The following is a 22,558-nucleotide window of genomic DNA, read 5'->3' as shown; positions in this document are numbered from 1 at the left end:
CCATTCTTCTATTTTATCGATCAAAATATTTTACACACAGTGAAGACATCATTCGTGTGAGTTGATTTGTAATCTTAGTTGTCTAAACTTTTTAGACTCAGTTCCTTATTATCCATGAAAAGTCATTGAACTGCAAGAGGCTAGTTTATACTCGTTCTTTCGCATAATCAGGCTTTATTTAGTGAATCATTATTTTTCTAAAAAAAACAAGTTGTATAGTATACTACTATAGTGAACACAAACGATTGAGAGCAAAGAAGGTTTTTTCATGAAAGTTATAAAAAATTATGGATTTCTTATTATGATTTTGGTTATTATCAGCGAATTGACTTTACCTTGGATTTTCGCAAATTTTTATCCTGATTATAATCACATCACGATGTTAATCAGTGATTTTGGCGAAGATGGCAGCCCAGTCAAATCCGCCTTTAAAATTTGGCAGATGATTGATGGAGGCTTATTTCTTTTGGCTATCCCTAGTTTTTATGAACGATTCAAGCATACATCCAAACCACTTGCTAAATGGCTTAGTATTGTGATGGCTGGTTTTGCTATTGGTGATTGTCTTATTACTGGAATTTTTGATCGCTCAACCAATGCAAGCAAAATAAATGTCGAATCAATCATTCATGACTATTTATCAGGAGCAGGGTTTGTATCGCTTCTTATTGCTATATATCTTTTGATCAAACTCTACAGAATGGAAAAAAAGCCTTTATTTGTTCAAGCACTTATCATTATTTTTATCCTGTCCGTTTGCTTTATATTTTTATTTGCTGCGCCTAAAATTCCTATAGTCAATCAAGTACGTATCCCATATCGTGGACTTTGGCAACGACTAAGTCTATTATTTCTCTATTTACCTTTCTTTCTTGTGGCTTTAAAAAATCTGCATTGGAGAAAATGAAAAAATGAGGCTGAGACATAACTCTACGAGTCACCTCTCAGCCTCAAGGAATCCGGATAAACGGTGGGAGCAGAAGCAGCTTATTTCTCGGAGTTAAACCCTTCTGTCCCAACCTCATTTTTTTATTTTAACTCCTCTGTAACTCTCTACTTCACCCTTAGTTCAAAAACTATCTAAAAATAAGGCTTAGTAATTAAATCATCTGAAGTTGATAATTCTTTAGGGGTTCCGCTAAACATTAATTGTCCACCTTTCGCACCGCCTTCTGGTCCCATTTCGATGATCCAGTCTGCTTGCTTGATGATACTCAAATGATGTTCTAAAAGAATCAAGCTACTCCCTTCATCGACCATTTGATTAAAAAGTCTCAACAATTGATCGATATCCGCTAAGTGTAACCCATCCGTTGGTTCATCTAATAAATAAATCGTTCCCTTCTTGTGAAGCTGATTCGCCAATTTCAAACGCTGCAACTCACCACCAGAAAGTGTGGTCAAAGACTGGTTCAATCTTAAATAGCCTAAACCAACTTCTATTAACGTTAATAATTCATTTTTGAAAGGTAGTTTAGAAAAGAAGTGACCACTCTCGTTAACTGTCATTTCTAAAACATCGACAATTGTTTTAGCATTGTATGTGTACTTCAGCACCTCTGGATTATAACGTGTACCCTGACAAACTTCACAAGTTGTCACGATGTCTTCCATAAAAGCCATATCCGAAATGATCACACCTTTACCACGACATCTTGGACAAGCTCCTTTTGAATTATAACTAAATAAAGCAGCACTCACGCTATTTTCTTTAGCAAACAATTCACGGATTTTCCCAAAAATATCTAAATAAGTTAAAGGTGTAGAACGCAAGTTGATTCCAATACTTTTTTGCGAAATGGCTACGATCTCTTGATTGTCTTCAATAGCTGTCTGACGGATGACCTCACCTAATGAAGATTTCCCTGAACCTGCCACACCGCAAATAACCGTCATAACATTCAATGGTATCTTCACAGAAAAGTCTTTTAGATTATGGCGATTGGCATTTTTTATATCCAAAAAGTTTTTTGGTTTACGTGTTTTCGTTTTAATTTGAATAGTCGTTTGTAGAGCCTCACTTGTAATCGTTTTGGCTTGAAGAAATTTAGAATAATCTCCAGCAAACTGAAGCTCACCACCGCCTTCACCTGCCCCAGGTCCCATATCAAGTATATAATCTGCTGATTGGATTAATTGAGGGTTATGTTCCACCAAAACCACTGTATTCCCTTTATTTTTCAAAGAAAGCAAAGCGTTATTGATTCGATCGATATCTTTAGGATGTAGACCCGCGCTTGGCTCATCCAAAATATACATCATATCATTGAGTGCGCTATTGATATACTTAGAGATTCTGATGCGTTGGGCTTCACCACCAGAGAGACTGCCAGTAGATCGAGCTAAAGTCAAATAACTTAAGCCAATATCAATCAAAGCCTTTAGACGTTTTTGAATTTCAGGTTTGACATCTACAGCTAATGGCTCATCGATTTTTTCAATAAAAGAAGTTAATTCATCCAGTGAAAACATCACTACATCCGCGATACTTTTACCCGAAATTTTACAGCTTCGTACTCGCTCATTTACCCGAGTTCCCAAACATGTAGGGCAAGTTCCAACGGTTACAAATCGATCTAATTGCTTTTGATGTCTTTTTCCTTCATCTGATTGTAGAATACTCCTTCTCATCCGAGGGATCAATCCCTCAAATAGTGCAGTATGGGGCCATTTTTCTGGTGGACTTTTTAATTTTTGTTGTGGTGCATGTAAAAATAATTCTAACTCCTCTTTCGAATAGTCTTTTATTTTCTTATCCAAATCAAATAGGCCGCTATCTGCGTAACGCTTCCAACGCCAAAGTCCCGCATGAAAAGTCGGAAAGTCTATCGGACCTTCGTTTAAAGATTTATTAAAATCAACTAGTTTATGAACATCAATAGTTGTTACGGGTCCAATACCATCGCACTCAGGACATTTGCCGTCAGGATGATTGAAGGAAAAAGTATCTGAATAGCCAACAAATGGTTTCCCTATTCTTGAAAAAAGCAGACGTAAAAAGGTATATATATCTGTGTATGTCCCTACTGTTGATCGAGAATTTGAAGACAATTTCTTTTGCTCGATCACAATCGCAACAGGTAAATTTTCAATGTTTTCAACAACTGGCCTGCCATATTTAGGTAGATATTTTTGCAAAAAGCTTGGAAATGTATCATTCAATTCTCTACGAGACTCTGCAGCCAATGTATCAAAAATCAAAGAAGACTTTCCAGAACCAGAGACTCCCGTAACTACGGTTAATTTATGTTTAGGGATTTGAGTTGTTACGTTTTTCAAGTTATTTTGTGTTGCATTTTTTATGTTGATCCATTCTTTTTAAATGTCGTTCCTCCTATTAGAGTGATGTATACAATAAAACTATTCGAATATTGATTGTAGCTTTTATAACTTATTATAGAACTATGTATGGTGTATGACTAATAAAAACTGATAAATTTTTTTATTTGTTGTGAAATCAAAAAAGGAACCGGGACATAACTCTATGAGTCACAACCCGGTCACTTGGAATCCAGATAAACGATGGAATCAGAAAGTTCGCCTGAAAAGACTTTTCTTGTTTCGTCGCATTCAATAAAATCTGTTTAAAAAACTTTTACAAAGTTATTTTTTATCTTCTTATTTTTAAAGTTTTTATTCAAGTATATTTGATTTTTAACGCCTTGTACGTTTTTTCTCAGCCTCTGGGTAGCGATCACCAACAATTCGAATTTGCTCTAATGCTTGGGTAATCATTGCTCTTTCATCCGGACTAAATACTATATCGGATGCTGCAATATTTTCCAAAATCCGTTCTTTTTTTGTTGTTCCTGGAATTGGAACGATCCACGGTTTTTGATCAAGTATCCAGGCAATCGCAAGTTGTGCTGTCGTGACACTTTTTGCATCTGCGATTTCCTTCATAAAATCAAGCAATACTTGATTGGCTTTCATCGCTGCTTGGGTGAATCTCGGTAATTCTCCTCGATTGTCATTTTCACTGAAATTGGTATTTTTATCTAACTTTCCAGTGAGATACCCTCTTCCCAGAGGGCTATATGAAACTAAACCGATTTCCAGTTCTGTCAAAATAGGAAAAATCTCTTCTTCAACTTCTCGCCACCAAATAGAATATTCACTTTCAACTGCTGCTATTGGTTCTACCGCATGCGCTTTACGAATCGTTTGTGCTCCTGCTTCAGATAATCCCCAATGTAGAATTTTCCCTTCCTGTTTGAGTGTTTGGATCGTTAACGCCACTTCTTCGATTGGCGTGTTTGGATCGATTCGATGAATATAATATAAATCGATATGATCTGTTTTTAAACGTTTTAAGGAGCCCTCTACAGAGGAGATAATTGATTGTGGACTGCTATCTGGTCGATTGTTTAACCCATCTATTTTGAATCCACCTTTTGTAGCGATCTGTACCTGGTTTCTTCTTCCAGTTAAAGCTTCTCCAACCAATTCTTCATTAGTATATGGACCATATACCTCTGCCGTATCAAACATTTTGATTCCTGCATCTACTGCTGCGTGAACAACTTCAATCATTTTATTTTTATCTTGTGCTGGCCCTCGGTGATAATTTAATCCCATACATCCAAAACCAATAGCTGACGTTTCTAAACCATTTTTACCAAGTTTTCTTTGTTCCATCTTGTGTCCCATCCTTTCAAATCATTCATTATTAAAGAAACTCTTATTCTATATGATTGATTTTACTTGTTAGAGTCCACTATAAGTCAAGGATTATCTTTTCTAAAAAATGATACAGAGAAAAAACTAGGCAACATGTTCTATTGGCCTCTTAATCGAACTAATTTATCTACAAACATTTAGTCACCCATTACTATCAATTGACATTTTCTATTTCGCTTACGATTTTGATCGAAGTCAATAAAATAAACATACCCAACAGATCCGACTTGAAGTGCTGTATCTTTAACGATAAAGGTTTCACTTGAGCCAAATAAAGAAGCACGAATATGAGCATCTCCATTTAAAATCGTACCAGGATCACTTGGATAATTAGGATCATTTAGTCCCATTAAAAATTCAAGATGTTTGGGACCAGGATAACGATAATTCGTTTCTTCAGATAGTTCTCTTGGTATAATTTTATCTAGTATTCGATTTAGATCTACTTGTAAAAACTCATCTCCGTTGAAATCCAAATCATGGACAAATTCTTCAAATATCACTGAACAAGTCGTATGAGGCGACTGAACCACGCATATCCCGTTTGTTATTTTACTTTCTTTAACAGCTTGCTTCACTTCTTCTGTAATATTGTGATAGCTTACGCGCTGTCCATTAGATAGTAACGCTAAATCCGTCGTATAGGTCTTCATAGAATTTCACTCCTTTAGCTCTGCTCTGACTTTGACAACTTCTTTCACCATTTCTTCTAAGGTTTGCATTGGGTCTGCTGCACACACAATGCCGCTTGTCCCCCCTGTGCCATCAGCTCCAGACTTAATTGCTTTACGGACATCTTTAACAGTGCTAATACCTGCCGCTTGTAAAACGAATGTATTTGGTGAAACAGATTTTACTGCCTGATTCGTTTCCTCCATATAGGTAAGATCACTGACTTTGCCAGTACCGATCAATTCCGTTGGTTCACAAACCATTACATCTGGTTTCAGTGTGGCAATTGCTTGGGCTTCGGCTATTGAATCCGCACAAGCGATCACCGAAATCCCTAATTCTTCTGCTCGTTTCATGGTAGTTACAAGTTGATTGATACTAACTGGATGTTCAGCATGATTTAAAAACGTTGCTTGAACACCAGCTTCAACAAGTCCTTCTGGTAAAATGTAACCCATTCCTGGTCCCACTGTTAAACTGTCCATATGCTGAACCGTAATGATCAAACGGCTTGTTTCTTTGGCTATCCGATAAACGTCTACATACTGAACTGTAAAAAAAATATCGATATCGTATTTTTCAGCAAGTTCATCCGCCTTTTTTGCCAATTTCAGCGCTTTTTCTCCATATAAATATGCTTTTGGATTCACACAGAAAAATGGGGATCGAATCACTCTTTTTTTCAATTTAGTCACCTCTTTTATTTAGTAGAAAATACTTTGTAGTAATGTTCGAGTGTTTCTTCTATTGCCTGATTGGCATATTTCTTTAATTGAAAATAATCAGTAGGATTTTTTTGCTCTATCCTTTTCATTGCTGCAGTAATAAAATCAGTAAAAATGTTGATTTTACTAATACCTTCAGTCGCACATCGATGCAAGTTATCATCACCTGAAGAAGACCCACCATGCAATACGAGTGGTGTTTTCAACGTTTTCCGAAGTTCTGACAACCGTTCAAAACTGATTTTAGGTACGCCTTTATAAAAACCATGTGCTGTCCCAATCGACACCGCTAAAGAGTCTACATTTGTCTGCTCAACAAAATTCACTGCATCCTCAACTTCTGTATAAATAGAATCACTGTGATCATGATTTTCATAATTAACACCTGAACCTACAAAACCAATTTCTGCTTCAACTACTACGCCTCGTTCATGCGCATAATCAGCAATTGCTTTAGATCGACGTACATTTTCTTTAAATGAATCAAGTGACGCATCGATCATAACTGAGGTAAACCCTAAATCTATCGCTTGTTTTATAATCTTTTCATCCTGACCGTGATCTAAATGTAAGACCACTGGTACTGTTGCTTTCTTTGCCAGGAAGTTCCCGATCAAAGCTGCTTCTTCTAACGACATCATGTCCATATGCGCTTGAGCAAAAGCAAGTATCAACGGTTTGTTCATCCGTTCAGCAACCGATACATAGGCTCTTGCAGAATCTAAGTCAAAGAAATTAGCTGCTGGAATCGCAAATTTCCCTGTTTGAGTCTGTTTAAATAATTCTTTTGATGTAACTAACAACTTGATTCCCCCTATTCATTGATTTTAGCTTCAATTTCATGATACATTTCTTCCATGCCTATTCCTGTAAGCAAGGGTAAGCCCATGATGATTTTGTCTTTTATTTTATCTGGAACCACCGTTGTACTAACAATAATGTCGTAATCATCAATTCTATTCATTTCATCGGCAACTTTTGACTGGTATAATCGGACGTCATTTTCATAGCCTTTGTTCTTCAACCATTCCTTGACTTTATTCGTTACAATCGTTGATGTAGCAACACCTGTACCACACATAATCAACATTTTTTTCATTTTTCTTCTTCCCTTCAACTTATTTATTTTGTGTTGCTTGTTTTTTTGGTAATACCTTATTCACATAAATCATTCCTACTAAAACTACGATTCCGATAATTGCCAATCCACCCCAACTTAATATTTTTGTAAGTCCCACATACATCCAAGTAGTCCACAATCCGCCTTCAGCGAGGGCTGTAATACTAGAGTTACCTTGTAAATCAAAGTTAGCAGCTTTTGCTGACATTGTTACTAATGGCGCAACCCATGATGTGATATACAAAATACTTACCATGTAAATGGAGCCCGCTATAACAGTTCGAACAATATTCCCCGCAAATACTGCCGCCATTAAACAAACTAAAAATGGAATTGTCGCAAGATCACCGAAAGGTAACGTAGTATTTCCCGGTAAAATAACAGCTAGTAAAATGGTGATCGGAACTAGCAATAAAGAAGATGATAAGACCGCTGGATGACCAACAGATAGCGCTGCGTCCATTCCGATATAGAGTTCTCTTCCTGGAAATCGTTTCTTAACAAACTCATTTGCAGCTTCTGATATTGGTGTTAATCCTTCCATCAAAAGTGCAACCATTTTCGGCATCAAAACCATTACTGCACCTGTTTTCACAGCTAATTGACCGACTCCAGCAACATCATAGCCTGCAAAAAGTCCAATCACTAAGCCAATTAGAAAACCCATTACAGTTGAATCCCCAAAAATACCAAAGCGATTTTGAATCGTCTCAGGATCTGCTTTCCAATTTTTAATCCCTGGAATTCGATCAAATAACCAGTTCATCGGGATCGCAAAAATGAAGCCTGGCGCTGCAGTACCATGAGGAAAGGTAATATTAGGAAACCCATAAAACTTTTTGACGATTGGTCCTAAAATATCCCCAAATAATAAAATCATCATCATATAAACAATTGTTGCCGCAATTCCTATCGCAAAATTTCCTGTTAATGCATAAACCAAGGATGCAATAAACGCACCATGCCAAAAATTCCAAATATCAACATTCAATGTTTTGGTTAAACCCAAAATAATCAGTACAACATTCAGTAATACCCCGATTGGAATCGCCAAACTTCCTAAAACAGTTCCATATGAAATGGCCGCCGCAGCTGGCCAGCCAACATCGATCGTCGTCAAATTCAAACCGAATCGTTCAACCATTGCTTGTGCTGCTGGTCCTAAACTACTACTTAATAAATCGATCACTAAATTCAAGCCAACAAACCCCACACCGACCGTCAAAGCAGAAGTGAATGCTTTACTTGGTTTTGTCCCAAGAATCATTCCGAATACAAAAATCAAAATCGGTAACACGACAATTGCGCCCAAATCAACAAACCACTGTAATCCGTCTAACATCTTGTTTCCCCCATTTCTTTAAGCTAAGCCAACATGATGAATAATCTGAATAAATTCTGTTTTCGTTTGACAATGATATAGTTTTTCCATGGTATCTTGCTCCTGAATCATACTGATCAACTTTTGCAACATCTCTAATTGTTCGTGTGCCTCTTTCAATGCCAACATGAAAATCATGCTTACCTTCACAGGTTTATCATTGGTACCCATTTCAAAAAATGTGACTGGTTCTTTCAATGACATGAAAGCTATTTGTGATTTTTTAACATACTCACTATCCGTATGAGGAATAGCGACGCCGATTGCATGTACAGGAAGACCTGTAGGAAATTTTTCTTCTCTTTCAATAATATGTTCATAAAAATCCTCTGTAATAAAATCTTTCGCACCCAATTTCTTTGTCAACCTCTGTAGTGCTTCATTTCTATCTTTTACTTCTACTTGAAATTCAGCAATCTTACTATCGAAATACATCTTTAACCTTCCCTCCTGCTCAAACAACGCATTAATTCTGCGACATTTTCACTTTGAATAAGTTCTTTCACTCGCTCTTGTGAATCGATCATGTCATATAAAACTGAAACTAAATCTTTCGCAATAGCCATATCTTTTTCTGCAATTGCAATCGTCACAATTAAACGTACTGGGTTCATGCCCCATTGAATCGACTGTTTTGTTGTTATGAAAGATAGTCTTGTTTCTTTTACTGTATCTGGTGCACCATGTGGAATAGCTACTCCACTTACAATACTCGTGTTCCCTAGTTCTTCTCTTTGTAAAATCGACTCTTTGAACCCTTCATCCACTATACCCAACTCATCATATTGTCTAATCAAGAAATCCAACACCTCTTCCTTTTTCTCAAAATCTAGATTTAAGAAAATTAATTTCTTTTCAAGAAAGGGTTCTAACGAAACTGTCTCTATTTCTTTTGAATACGTAAATGTCTTTTCGTTCTCACTAAGAGTAGATAGATAGGTTGCAATCATTGAAACTTCCTCTGCTGTCGGCAACGCTGAAACATGTAAAACAGGAATTCCCTCTAATTCCAGTGGGATTGCGGCAATGATTAAATCAATATCATCTACTGCATTTGTTTTTAGTTGCTTTTCTGTGGCAATCTCCACAATGACACTTGCAGGTAAATTCTGTTTGATCCGATTAAAAATCAGCTCAGAGGTTGCCAAACCATTTCCGCAAACAATCAATACATGCTTAGTTAACTGGATTTTTTCAAAAGCAATCTGAAAATGAATCGTTAAAAAAGAGACTTCGTCCTCGTTTAAAAACAGATGATAATGCTTTTCAAAAACAATTGCTGCGTACTGCGTTAACATAAACATTGTTGTATATTGCTTTTTTATGTTTTCCTTTAATGGATTGCGTACATAAATGTCATTTTTAAGCCTATGAATCATAGGCATGATATGAGCAATCAAAGAATGGAATAATTGTTCATCTTCGTCTACTTTTACATTCAACAAATGTGCCATCTCATTGATCAATGCAGTGGTTATCTTTCGTATTTTCCCATCAATATGCAGGTCGATCACACCAGGAACAACACCATGTGCTAATAATAATGAGCATAAATACTGAATATCATTTTTATAGAAAATACAATTCAGTTCCTGATTCATTTCCTCAGAAAAATTTAACGCAACCATATACAGTTGCATTTTTTGTAAGTCCTTAAAAACAAATTCATTTTGTTCTTCCACATGATGATTTGCCTTGAGTCTAGTTAAAAAAATGATGAGTGAAAGCTTTAAAGAATAGACAAAGTAATCGTTCAACGTTTTACCCGTTTGGAGCATTATTTTTTCAATAAACCCATTCACATGCTGAATAATCATTGGTTCAATGATTTCAGAAAAATATAGCAAGTTATCTTTCTGTACCCTTTCAACTTGTGGATGGTATTTTTTGCTGTAACTCACTAAATACTTTTTATAGACCTTCTGAATAGATGTTTCTCTTTCTAAACTATTTAATCTACGTTCTTTTAGTTCACGAAGCTCACTATTCTTTAAATAACGTAAAACTTCGTCCATATCTTTTTTGATTGACTGCTTACTGATTAAAAACCTTTCGGCATATTCGTCATATGTTATTTTTTCTTCAGTCAGTAGAATTGCCGAAATCATGACCAATTGTCTATAAGCTGGTGAAAAAACTTCATTTTCTAAAACTGTCACTTTTTCTTGGCTGATTAATCCTTTCAGACGCTCTTTTGCTTCTTTAGAACCAACTAAAAATAAACCTTTTCTTGGTACACGATCTACAGTTAAGTCGTTGGTACTAAGGTATTTTTCGACGTTCTGCAAGTCGCTATAAATCGTTTTGTTTGAAACCGATAGCTGTTTACTGAAAAAATTTGTTGCTTGGTACTCTTTTTGAACCAAGAGCAAGCGAAGCAACTCGTTCTCTCGCTTGGTTAATACAATCATTTAACACACCTCCGGAAAGCGCTTTCCACAATTGAAGTATACGAATATTTGGTCGGATAGTAAATCATCTTCTGCTTCCACATTAATGTGGAAATCACTATTGTGATACTCTTTGAAAATATTCGTAAAAAAAAACGAGGCTAAGACATAACTCTACGAGTCACACCTTAACCTCAAGGAATCCAAATAAACGGTGGGAGCAGAAGCAACTCCTTCGGAAATAAGCGAAACACTTCTGTCCCAACCTCGTTGTCTAATTATAGTTACTTTAAAATAAGACGTAAAATAAAGGATAAACCAAACCAACCAATCAAACTAATTCCGATTGCGATCACCCAACCTAAAATATTATGTTCCAAGGGTAAAGGCATATTCATGCCGAAAAATCCAGTTACAATCGTTGGTATTGTTAATAAAATAGAAAGAATCGTTAATATTTTCATCGTATCATTCAAGTTATTATTCAAGATATTATTATATGTACCCGATAGCTGTTGCAAAACTTGAGCTGTCAATTGGGCCATTTCAACCAGTTGTCGTGCTTCAATCTGAGTATCTTCAAATTGTTCTTTTTCAATTTCATCTAATGTTCGAAAAATCGTATTTGTTTTTATTTGGTCCAACAAAACTGTATTTTGCTTTGTAGCAGATATAAAGTAAGCAACGCCAGTTTCTACATCTGATAACGCTAATAAATTGGCTTTTGTTGTTTTCTCCTTCAGCATTGCATTGATATGATTTCTTTCTCGATCCATTTCTTCGATCACAGGGAAAAATTTATCTGTAATGATAAATAAACTAGAAAAAAGAAATTTAAAAAGTGAGACTTCTGAATTTTTTTCTAAATAATTTTCCATATGCTGAATAATATACTTATTTTCACTATTCGTTATGGTCAAAAGGCGTTTATCTTTAATCAAGAATGTCATCGGAATCGCTTCATAATGATTATTGCTCTTTCCTTTTCTAGGAACATTGTAAATTAATATGAATGTTTCCAATTCATTATCATACTCAATCCGTGCTCGTTCATTTTTATCTAATGCATAAGAGATAATCTCAGTATCAATATCGTATTTTTTATATAAATCTGAATCAGTTGCAACTTGGTCGGAGTTGATATTGATCCAAATGTTCTCGCTATTACCAAATTTCTTTTCTGTTATCATAAAAAATCCTCCTCAATAAAAACTAGTTCCAGTACCTAGAAAATGTTCTTTGTACTAAAAAAAGTGTAACTAATTCTCTTCAAAATTTTTTTCAGCTTTAGTAAGGTTCATCATTAGTTGTTTTTGTTCTTCTTTTGTCAAACCTTTACGAACCTTCTCATCCAACTGTTCAAAAATGAGGTTTACTTGATCAACTAATTGCTTCCCTTTTTCTGTAAGGAAGATATTTTTCTGTCGTTCATTATTTTTAGGGATTTCACGATAAACAAAATTCCGCTCTTCTAGACCCTTTAAAATATTTGTGACCGTTGCTTGTTTTTTTCCAAGATAATCTGCTACTTCTCTTTGAATCGTCCCTGGATGATGAAAAATATAACTGAGACTACGCGCTTGTAAACTATTTAAATGCAGTTTTTTTAATCTTGATACTACATAATTTTGCTGTAACATGCTTAGCAAATAAACTTTCTCTGCTAAACCATCTCGATTTGAAATCATCTTTATCACCTCTCGTTTGATAGTTTAATCTAAAATACTTTATTTTACAACTGTTTTATTTAAATCTATCTTAAATTCATCAGCAGTAGTCCGATTCTGTTGACAGAAAAAGATCCTTGATTTGTCCATATAATCAAGGATCTTACCTATTTTATTGATTTATTCGCTTTATAAAGTAACATAATTCACAAGGAAAATTGATTTATATCCTCACTTCTAATCTTTCCATTCGGGAAATGACAGGCCATCGATAAAACTGGTATAAATATGGTCATCTTCCGTTTCTTCTCCAGTAATCAGTTGAATGATTTTTTCAGCTGCCAACATCCCCCAGCGGTGTTTAGAGTATGAAATCGTTGCTAATCTCGGCTGAACAAATGCACTGATATCAATATTATCAAAACCAATCAAACGAATATCCTTACCAATTTCATAAGGTGTTTCTTTAAAATATTTATAAATGCCAATCGCCATTTCATCATTCAACGCAAAAATATCTATAGGAAATTTAGGTTCTTTTTCCATGATTTCCTTAGCCGCTCGATATCCTGAAGGTTCTGTAAAATCTCCTGAAATAATCTCATAGTCAATAGCAAAACGCTCTAATTCTTTGATACTAGCATTTAAACGTTCCTGACTATCATAGCTTTTTTTAGGTCCAGACACTAAAAATATTTTTTGCGTTTGTCTAGCGACAGCCTTTTCGATTGCTAACGTTGCGCCGCCTTTATTATCTAATAAAACTTTACGCACATTTTCATGTGTGATCAAACGGTCTAAAATCACTAAAAAATGCCCTCGATCTGCATATTGTTCGATTTCTTTATTCTTGAACGTCCAATCTAATACAATTGCACCATCGATCATTCGTTCGGGAATAAACAAATGTGATTTATTCCCACTGCAAACAATCATTTCATAGTTTTGAGCTTCTAGCCCTTTTTTTATACCGTCTAATAATTCACCATAAAAACTTCCACCATAATCAGCAAGATAGACACCAATTATATTGGTTTGCTGCCTTTTTAGAGTACGAGCAGCCATGTTAGGAACATAGTCCAATTCCTCTGCAATTGCTTGGATTCTTGCTCGAGTTGCTTCGGTGACTTTTGGACTGCCATTTAACGCATAAGAAACAGTTGAAATCGACACCCCTGCTTTTTTTGCAATTTCTTTAATCCCTACCATGTACGCTCATCTCCTAACAAAAAATATCTAGTTGGTTTTCTTTCTTATCTAAGCAAGTAATAAGTTCGCCTAAGGAAACAATATAACCGCCTTGACGATAAAGATTTTCTTCTCGTCTAATAGACAGCTCTGTTCCGTTTGCTATCACAGCTTCTTTTTGACTACCCAAATGAAATATAATTTGGACGTCTTTGTCAGCAATTTGATACCGCATTGTTAAGCCATCTAATTCTTTCGGTAAAATTGGATCAAGAATCATATTTTCTTTATCTTCACGAATCCCTAAAACATTGCTCAACAGTTGATTCATGTAAATTCCTGGACCACTCGAATAAATCCGCCAACCACCTTTAACACCAACACTGCCATCTTTTAGTTTACCAAAATTTTCTTGCGCATCATATCTAGTTTTAAAATCACCATCAGAACTGCTAAAATAAACATTTGCTTGACGGATTTCGGCATTTTCGACATGTGCTTTTATTTGAATCGGATTAATAATGTTCAGGGCTCGCCACGTTTCATCGGCTTTGCCAAGTTTAGCCATTGCTTCTGTGAAACGAATGTGAGCATGAACATACTGCAAACCAATTTCACGACCGAAATTAGCTGATTGTTCCGCACGTTTAAAGTTTGTACTGACACCGCCATTATATGTTGCTGGTCGATTCATCAAACGAACACCATCAGGAAATTGTAAGTGCTCTTTAATAATATCATAGTGATGTTTGGCTTGTTCTGCTGTTAATAATTCAGCGATCATGCTACGTGTCATTGGCAGTAAACGATATTGGATGCCCGTTTTTTTATCTGTTGGATGAATCATAAATTCCACATGCTCCGTATCTTCCATATAAACAAAACCAGGAATCGTTTCACTCGCTAAAATGTACTTTTCGAAGTCTTTTTTGATATTGGCGGCTAATTTATGTAAATGCTCACCATATGCAGTATCTACTTCCGTTAGTAAGTTGGATAATTTATTCACGATTTGATACGTTAGTGCAACGGTCCAGCTACTTGCCATATATTTTTTCAACTTATTATCATAGGGTTGTAACGTATCATCCCAATCGCCGTCGCTATAACAAGACAAATACGTTCCTTCTAAAAAGTTGTTTTCAATAAATTGAATTTCTTTTTTCACATGCTCAAATAATCTGCGTGTCTCTGTTGTTTTTAAGAAGGTTGTCCGATCTGTATAAGGAATTTTTTCCTCTAAAATACTGAAATCCTTTGTTTTAGCTAAATAGTCAGCTACAATCTTCATTGGCCAAACAATCACATCACCATGGCTTTCATCGGCTTTTTGCTTTTCATAACGGTCAAACATAAACCACTGAGGCCAATTGCCATCATCTTCAAATTGATTTGCATAGACATTTTTAATGATCGAATGGACAACTTCTGGTCGATTAACAGCAAAGAAAAACTCTGTTGGTCCCTGTGAAACATCTCTTGTCCCCCATGCAGCACCGCCATATTGCTCTAAGCCGTGAGGAGAAAGATAATGCACCAACATATTATGTGTATACCAGCGCGACAAGATATTTATTGAGTCAACTTCTTCCGATTCATGCGCTAACTGGAAATTATTTAATAGTTCGTTTACAAAACCTAAGAATTGCTCATTTTCTTTTTCATATGTGGTAGTGATCGTCTGAAATGGTTCTCCAATCAAACTTCCTTGGATAGACATAGAAAATTCATTTTGTTCTTCAATCACAAAAGTAGTCAAAACTTCTGCAGACATAGTAGATAAAAACAAACATTCATCGGTTATTTCAAACGGTTTATCTAGTGAAAAATAATAGCTTAAATCTGGATATTCTTCATGAATCACAGACTCTGACGAAGCCTTCACCGTTACCAATTCGTTCACTTTAGTCACTTCATAAGTAGGCTCTTCTTCATCAGCATTCATCACCAACTGATTGGTTATAGCAAACGTATATTTCAAGCCTTGTTTACTTATCACTTCTGTTCGGATTTCTTTAGTATCACACAACGTAAACGTTCTCACCGTAAGTATATCATTGTCTAATTTATAATACCATGTAGCGGAGTTTAATCCCATTACAAATGCAGAAGGCATGGTCAATATACGCCATTTTTCTGCTTCTTTGATATAAATTCTTTGTCCAGATTGTTTCATGATATTTAAGGAATTACGGCTATTACTCATTAATTTGTTCATGGTTGTGTTGCCTAAAACGATTTGTGAATTGAAAAGACCATACATATAAACGGTTGTGCTTAGTAACGGATGTTCCACATCTAGCTCTCTTCCGCTTAATAAAATATGCCCGTGAGCTCTTTCCATTGCAACTTCTTTTTCTTTCAAAACCACATGATGGTAATCATCGGTAAAGAAAGAAGCCACTTTGCCATCGATTGTTTCGACTAGAGTTTGATTAGGAAATAATTTGTCACGTTCTTTATCCGTTAAAGTTTTACCGCTAATTGGTTTCCCCAGTTTTTTTTCACTAGTCGTTTCTTGCTCGTCAATTTGCTCGAATCTCAATGCATCATACTCGTTTTGGATATCTGCTTTCGAAATAAGTGGCTCTTGAATAACTGTTCTTTGATCATCTATTGATGCTCCATAAAAAACAATTTTTGTCTCTTTCTTAGTTACATCGTAGGTTCTAGTCTGTAAAGCGATGTAGGCAAATTCGTATTGATACACTTCGTTTGCTAAAAATGCTTGTTTCAGCGCTTTGGCTTGATTTGTCTCTTTATACTCACGGCCAAAAAATTGATACCCATCCGTAGAAAAAGCAACCAAAGGGTTCAAACTTCCTTGTTCAATCACTGGAAACTTTCCTTCTTGCGGCTGATTTTGTCGAGAAGAAATAATGATTGCTTCTTTTTCTTTCGAGACATGATGATCCACATATTGTGACATATACGCTTCATTTGATCGAACAGCACCTTTTGTCGCATTACCGATATCTTGACCAGAAATGACATCGATTTTCTGTCCAGAACCTGTCAATGTCACCTGCCAAAACCAACTACCTGTTTCAGATAGTTTAAAATCAACCTGGTAAGATACGCCTAAAAAGTTACCAGTCCAAGTTGCTTGTTCTTTGCCAATTCGGAATTTACTGGCTGAATTTGATCCGATCATGGGTATACTCTGAATGTCATTTTCATCGTAAACTCTTAAATAGAGCTGATTACAACTTCCATCCAATGCATTTCCATTCAGTTGGTTGATCATTATATTTTCATGCATGATTTCATAAAGATCGCCTGTTTTTAAAAATGAGACTGATGTCCCACCGTTTTCAATTGTTCGTTTTTGATGCGTCATCTCACTCTTCCTATCTATTTCAATAATTTGAACGTTTTTGTTATGACATCTCTACTGTTTGAACCGATCATTACATCAAAAGTTCCAGCATCACTAGTAAGAGCTTGGTCACTATGAACATAACGCAAAAGTTCTTCTGTAATCGTAAATTGAACATTTTTTTTCTCATGTGCTTGTAACCTTACTTTTTCAAAGCCTTTTAATTCCTTGACAGGACGAACTACTTCACCAATTTGATCTCGAATATATAACTGAATCGTTTCCTCACCAGAAATATCTGATTGGTTTTCTACAGTAATCGAAACTGTAATTGTTTCATCTGGTTTCATTTCATTTAAGCTTAATTTAAAGTCAGTATAGGCAAATTCGCTATAACTTAAACCAAAACCAAAGGGATATTTTGCAAAATTTGAAACATCTAAATACTTAGTCTCATATTTTTCTTCTGATCCTGGTTTGTACGGTCTGCCTGTATTGTCGTAATTATAATAAACGGGTACTTGTCCCACCGTTTCTGGGAACGACATGCTTAAACGAGCACTTGGATTATATTTTCCATATAGAATATCAGCTAAGGCTGCTCCACCTTCTGTTCCTGGGAACCACGCTTCAATGATGGCTTTAGCTGAATCGATTCCTTGAAGATCTAATGGACGACCATTATATAAAGTCACAATGATATTGTCATTTACTGCTTGAATAGCATCGAATAAATCTAGTTGTGCTTGTGGTAAGCGAATGTCACTACGACTTGACGCTTCCCCACTCATCCAGTCTTCTTCACCAAGAGCTAAGACAACTTTATCCGCTTCTTTGGCTAAAGCTACCGCTTCTTCGATGGCAGCTTGACTCGGTTTAAAATAGTCAAACGCTTCTTTTCCAATCACATAATCTGTGTTAAGTTGTTCAACACCTTGTGCTAAAGAAATCGCTTCGGCTTTTTTGCCTTGCCAAGACCAAACGCCGATTACATCATGAGAATCAGCAGCAGGTCCCACAATTGCTACTTTCTCTTGTTTCGATAATGGTAAAATATTCTCGTTTTTTAACAAGACGATTGATTTTCTCGCAATATCTCTCGCAATAGCACGATGCTCTTTTGATAAAACGACCTCTTTTTCTAATGTCACATCGGCTCCTCTATGGGGATTTTCAAATAAACCTAAGTCATTTTTCAAGGTAAGAATCCGCAAAACAGCTTCATCTAGTACCGATTCAGCAACGATATTTTCTTCAATCAGTTCTTTTAAGTTTTCGGTATAACACGTTGTCATCATTTCAATATCAACGCCGGCTTTGATTGCAAGTTCAGCGGCTTGTTTTTTATCTGCTGCTACTCCATGAGGAATCAACTCGATGACCGCTCCCCAATCGGAAATGACTACTCCATCAAAACCGAACTCTTTTCTCAACACATCTCTAAATAACCATTTATTCCCAGTTGCTGGAACGCCATCCACCGTGTTAAAAGAGGTCATGACTAATTTTGCGCCAGCATCAAGTGCTGCTTTATAACCAGGTAAATAACTATCTCGCAGTTGTCTTTCGGACATATTGACTGTGTTGTAATCGCGGCCTCCTATTGCTGCACCATAAGCCGCAAAATGTTTGACACAAGCCGCTACACGAAAGAAGTCATTTTTCAGATCATCACCTTGGTAGCCTTTAACGAATGCTTCGGCAAATCGACTATTTAAAAAAGGATCTTCCCCAGTTGATTCCATCACACGACCCCATCGTGGATCACGAACCAGATCGACCATAGGTGAAAATGTCACGTGTAAACCTGATACAGCCGCTTCTTTCGCTGAAATTTCAGCAACCTTTTTAGCTGCTTCAACATCCCATGAACTACCCAAACCAAGCGGAATTGGAAAAATCGTACGGAATCCATGAATAATATCCGCCATTAAAATAGTTGGAATGCCTAATCGGTTGTTTTCCATATAAGCATTTTGTACTCGGATGGCCTCTTTTGCCCCTGAAATTCCAAGCGTTGTCCCCGCGTTATTAATATCTTCATGCGTTAAACCAAGATTCGTCATTGGTCCTGTCTTCTCTTCTGCCTTTTCAGAATAGAATTCTGCAGCTAATTGAAGTAATTGCCCTACTTTTTCATCTAATGTCATTTGCTCCAGTAAGTCTGTTAATTGCTTTTGCTCCATGTTTATAGTCACCTTTTCTTTTATTATTTTATTCCAGAAACGTTAAATCCTTGTAAAATGTACTTTTGGAAAATCGAGAATACGATCAAAATTGGAATAACCATAAATGTCGCTCCCGCCATTTGTAAAGCATAATTGGAACCATGTTGCCCTTGTAAAAGTTGTAGGCCAACAGATAATGTATAATATTTTTCATCATTTGCGATGATCAATGGCCATAAGAATGAGTTCCAACCACCGATAAAGGTCAAAATTCCTTGAACTGCTAAAATTGGGCGACTCACCGGTAAAATAATCTTAAAAAAGATATACCATTCACTGGCTCCATCAAGTCTTGCAGCTTCAAGCATTTCATTTGAAATAGTATTCATAAATTGCCGGAATAGAAAAATTCCAAATGCACCAGCTAGCCCCGGCAAAACGATTCCGATCAAGGTGTTCGTCAAACCAACCGAGTTCAACAATAAATACACTGGAATCATCGTTACTTGGCCTGGGATCATCATTGTAGCTAAGACCATTAGAAAGAGTCCGTTTTTCCCTTTGAAATCAAATTTAGCAAAACCATAGCCTGCCATGGCGTTTAACAACAATCCGACAAATGAACATGCTGTGATGATCAACGTATTTTTAAGATAGGTTCCAAAATTCAATCTGAAAAATAACTCTTTAAAATTATCGAATGTCGCATCTTTTGGAAATAAGCTAGGCACGATTTGATTGATTTCCGCATTGGTTTTAAATGAAGAAAAAATCATCCAAAGAAATGGGAAAAAGGTCATGATTCCAAGAACACCTAAGAGGATACCAATAAAAAGCTTAAAGCTCATTTGCGCATTTTTATGTGAATTCATCTCGTTCTCTCCTTTTATCCTTCATTTTCTTTTTGTTTTGTTTGGATTTTCATTTGGATACTTGTTACGATAATAATCGCGATGAATAAGATCACAGAGCCTGCTGCTGCATATCCAAATTTGTTGTATTGGAAGCCTCTTTGGTAAATAAATAATGCAACGGATAACGTACTATCTAACGGACCGCCTTTGGTCATAACGAATGGTTCATCGAAGAATTGGAACCATCCGATCAAGGTCGTGACCGTTACGAAGAAAATTGAAAATTTCAGTAACGGGATCGTGATTTTTAAAATTTGTTGCCATTTATTTGCCCCATCGATTTCAGCTGCTTCATAATATTCTTTTGGAATCCCTTGAATCGCGGCTAAAAAGATCAACATATTCAAGCCAATTGCTTTCCAAACTGCTATGATAATTAACGAAATTTTCGATGTACTTGGATCGGTAAGCCACATAATCGGCCCAACGTTTAGATAAGATAATAAATGGTTTAATAAGCCAATCGTTGGATTATATAAATACATCCAGACAACAGATACAGCCACCGTATTTGTGATTGAAGGGCTATAGAACACTAAACGCATAAACGAGAAAAATTTATTCTCCCCAAAGTTGATCATAATAGCTAACGCTAATGAAGAAATAATGACGAGTGGCACACCGATAACAACATAATAAGCAGTATTGAACATCGCTTGTCCAAAGACTTTATCATTAAAAATATTTAAATAATTATCTAAGCCAACAAAATTGATCCGAGAAAAGTCAGCTAACCCTGCTAAACTCATATCTGTAAAACTGATGGTTACAGCGATAAAAATCGGTATGATTGAAAAAATCACTAATAATGCAACGGCTGGAGCAATAAAAAAATAAGGTGATTTTGATTTTTTCATGGTTTCTTTCCTCCTTACTAAATCAATAAAAGGAACAAAAGACAAGTTTACATTTACCCTTCACTAGCTGCATGATCGATAACATATTCTAGCCTTTTGTTCCTTCACTCCTTAAGATTATTTAATCAAGCTTTCCGTTTGCTCATTTAGCTCATCCATTGCGTCCTGAAGATTTTTTCCGCTCACAACGACTTGTTCCCATTGCTTCATAAAGTTTTGAGAAATTTCATCCCATTGTTTTAATAATGGCATCGGTTGTGATTCGTTTAGTTGTTCTCCAAATACTGAAATCAACGGGTCATTTTTGAATACATCTGAATTCCATGATGCTTTATTGGTTGGAAGTGAATTCGTACTTTCAAAAAACTTGGTTTGATTTTCAGGTTTTGAAAGATATTCAATCAATTTCATCCCATCATCTTTTTTCTTAGAACTACTAAAGACTGCTAAATTGGCTCCGCCTGTCACAGACATATTGTTCACAGGTCCTTTCGGTAATTCAGCTACACCCCATTTTCCATCGATATCAGGAGCTGAATCTTTAATACTATTAATCATCCATGGACCACTGATAAACATTGGTACAACGCCTTCACCACCAAAACTTTGCCCAATCTCTAACCCTAAATCTGTTTTAGGTGCAGAACCATCTTGCACTAACTTATCTAAGAATTTTAAGGCATCTACCATTTCAGGTTGATTAAATAGCGGCTTATTCTCTTTATCAAATAATTTCGAACCGTTTTGACGAGCGAACATAAAACCAAATGTTGGTTCTTTTAGTTCTACACCAAAGCCATATTTATTGTCACCGCGAGCTGCTAGTTTTTTCGCTGCATCTGCCAATTCATCCCATGTTTTAGGTGCTTCTTTGAAGCCAACACTTTCTAGCAAATCTTTTCTATAATATAATCCGCGGGTTTCTGTGTACCATGGGACTGCATAGGTTTGACCGTCAAATTGTGTTGTTGCTACAGAACCATCAAAAAAATTATCAGATTTCATGACATCACTTTTCTTTACATCATCCGTTATATCCAACAACGCACCAGCATCAACAAATTCACTCATATAGGTCGTGCCCATTTGTACAACATCTGGACCTTCTTTAGAAGCGACTGCCGTTAGTAATTTATCTCTTGAAGTAGACCACGGAATACTTTGGATTTTAACTTTGATTCCTGATTCCTTCGTAAATTCATCTACAATTGGCTTGATTCCTTGATCGCCATCACCCATATACCAAAATGTCAGTTCATCTGAAGCGCTTTCTTTATTTCCCGAAGAACATGCTGCCATGATACCTACCGTTGCAAATAAAGTTGTTCCTAATAAGCAAAGCTTTTTCCATGATTTCATACTTCCACTCCTCAATAATATTTAGTGAAACGTTTCTACAAAAATGATTATATTACTGGTTATGAATTAAAGCAAGCGTTTTCTTTTCTTTTCAATCCGATAAACACAGTTATAAACA

Annotated in this window: 18 protein-coding genes; 1 reads left to right on the top strand and 17 read right to left on the bottom strand. The window is 36.0% G+C overall.

Translation table 11 applies throughout. From position 1 onward, the window contains the following. Nucleotides 1–268: 268 nt before the first annotated feature. Nucleotides 269–907, top strand: coding sequence for a DUF998 domain-containing protein (locus IGL98_RS08420; protein ID WP_206842321.1), 639 nt, complete (start codon nucleotides 269–271; stop codon nucleotides 905–907). 173 nt (nucleotides 908–1,080) lie between these two features. Here the strand turns inward: IGL98_RS08420 and IGL98_RS08415 are convergent, their stop codons facing one another. The 17 genes from IGL98_RS08415 to IGL98_RS08335 all read right to left on the bottom strand — a co-directional run bounded on the left by IGL98_RS08415 (nucleotide 1,081) and on the right by IGL98_RS08335 (nucleotide 22,440). Beyond that, nucleotides 1,081–3,309: an ATP-binding cassette domain-containing protein gene (locus tag IGL98_RS08415; RefSeq protein ID WP_206842562.1), complete on the bottom strand. Its 2,229-nt coding sequence runs from the start codon at nucleotides 3,307–3,309 to the stop codon at nucleotides 1,081–1,083. Nucleotides 3,310–3,654: 345 nt separating this feature from the next. Continuing rightward, complete coding sequence (locus IGL98_RS08410; protein ID WP_206842318.1) at nucleotides 3,655–4,638, bottom strand: aldo/keto reductase; 984 nt, start codon at nucleotides 4,636–4,638, stop codon at nucleotides 3,655–3,657. Nucleotides 4,639–4,817: 179 nt separating this feature from the next. Further along, complete coding sequence (locus tag IGL98_RS08405; RefSeq protein WP_206842316.1) at nucleotides 4,818–5,333, bottom strand: YjbQ family protein; 516 nt, start codon at nucleotides 5,331–5,333, stop codon at nucleotides 4,818–4,820. Between the two features lie 6 nt (nucleotides 5,334–5,339). Further along, entirely contained in the window at nucleotides 5,340–6,038 is a 699-nt protein-coding gene (locus IGL98_RS08400) for a triose-phosphate isomerase (protein WP_206912119.1), read from the bottom strand. Between the two features lie 14 nt (nucleotides 6,039–6,052). After that, nucleotides 6,053–6,880: a class II fructose-bisphosphate aldolase gene (locus IGL98_RS08395; RefSeq protein WP_206912118.1), complete on the bottom strand. Its 828-nt coding sequence runs from the start codon at nucleotides 6,878–6,880 to the stop codon at nucleotides 6,053–6,055. An 11-nt stretch (nucleotides 6,881–6,891) separates the two neighbouring features. After that, nucleotides 6,892–7,176: a PTS sugar transporter subunit IIB gene (locus IGL98_RS08390; protein WP_206842310.1), complete on the bottom strand. Its 285-nt coding sequence runs from the start codon at nucleotides 7,174–7,176 to the stop codon at nucleotides 6,892–6,894. Between the two features lie 19 nt (nucleotides 7,177–7,195). Further along, nucleotides 7,196–8,539 (bottom strand): PTS galactitol transporter subunit IIC, encoded by a 1,344-nt coding sequence (locus IGL98_RS08385; RefSeq protein WP_069644583.1) that lies wholly within the window; start codon nucleotides 8,537–8,539, stop codon nucleotides 7,196–7,198. Between the two features lie 18 nt (nucleotides 8,540–8,557). Beyond that, entirely contained in the window at nucleotides 8,558–9,013 is a 456-nt protein-coding gene (locus tag IGL98_RS08380) for a PTS sugar transporter subunit IIA (protein WP_206842307.1), read from the bottom strand. A 2-nt stretch (nucleotides 9,014–9,015) separates the two neighbouring features. Continuing rightward, a complete protein-coding gene (locus IGL98_RS08375) occupies nucleotides 9,016–10,989 on the bottom strand; it encodes a BglG family transcription antiterminator (RefSeq protein WP_206912117.1) in 1,974 nt (657 codons plus the stop codon). Nucleotides 10,990–11,252: 263 nt separating this feature from the next. Then, nucleotides 11,253–12,158, bottom strand: coding sequence for a magnesium transporter CorA family protein (locus IGL98_RS08370; RefSeq protein WP_206842299.1), 906 nt, complete (start codon nucleotides 12,156–12,158; stop codon nucleotides 11,253–11,255). Between the two features lie 69 nt (nucleotides 12,159–12,227). Beyond that, a complete protein-coding gene (locus IGL98_RS08365; RefSeq protein ID WP_206842297.1) occupies nucleotides 12,228–12,656 on the bottom strand; it encodes a MarR family winged helix-turn-helix transcriptional regulator in 429 nt (142 codons plus the stop codon). Nucleotides 12,657–12,872: 216 nt separating this feature from the next. After that, complete coding sequence (locus tag IGL98_RS08360; protein ID WP_206842295.1) at nucleotides 12,873–13,844, bottom strand: LacI family DNA-binding transcriptional regulator; 972 nt, start codon at nucleotides 13,842–13,844, stop codon at nucleotides 12,873–12,875. A 13-nt stretch (nucleotides 13,845–13,857) separates the two neighbouring features. Further along, nucleotides 13,858–17,163: a GH36-type glycosyl hydrolase domain-containing protein gene (locus IGL98_RS08355; RefSeq protein WP_206842293.1), complete on the bottom strand. Its 3,306-nt coding sequence runs from the start codon at nucleotides 17,161–17,163 to the stop codon at nucleotides 13,858–13,860. 14 nt (nucleotides 17,164–17,177) lie between these two features. Continuing rightward, complete coding sequence (locus IGL98_RS08350; RefSeq protein ID WP_206842291.1) at nucleotides 17,178–19,328, bottom strand: glycoside hydrolase family 3 N-terminal domain-containing protein; 2,151 nt, start codon at nucleotides 19,326–19,328, stop codon at nucleotides 17,178–17,180. 23 nt (nucleotides 19,329–19,351) lie between these two features. Next, complete coding sequence (locus IGL98_RS08345) at nucleotides 19,352–20,182, bottom strand: carbohydrate ABC transporter permease (protein ID WP_069644576.1); 831 nt, start codon at nucleotides 20,180–20,182, stop codon at nucleotides 19,352–19,354. 14 nt (nucleotides 20,183–20,196) lie between these two features. Further along, complete coding sequence (locus IGL98_RS08340; RefSeq protein WP_206842289.1) at nucleotides 20,197–21,081, bottom strand: carbohydrate ABC transporter permease; 885 nt, start codon at nucleotides 21,079–21,081, stop codon at nucleotides 20,197–20,199. Between the two features lie 117 nt (nucleotides 21,082–21,198). Beyond that, the gene (locus tag IGL98_RS08335; protein ID WP_206842286.1) at nucleotides 21,199–22,440 is read right to left on the bottom strand and encodes a sugar ABC transporter substrate-binding protein; all 1,242 of its coding nucleotides are present in this window, start codon (nucleotides 22,438–22,440) and stop codon (nucleotides 21,199–21,201) included. Nucleotides 22,441–22,558: the final 118 nt, after the last annotated feature.

Origin of the sequence: Enterococcus sp. DIV0840, from assembly GCF_050527835.1 — a bacterium.
GTDB classification, from domain to species: domain Bacteria; phylum Bacillota; class Bacilli; order Lactobacillales; family Enterococcaceae; genus Enterococcus_L; species Enterococcus_L ureasiticus.
The sequence above is the reverse complement of the archived record's forward strand: the minus strand, read 5'-3'. Positions and strand labels throughout refer to the sequence as shown.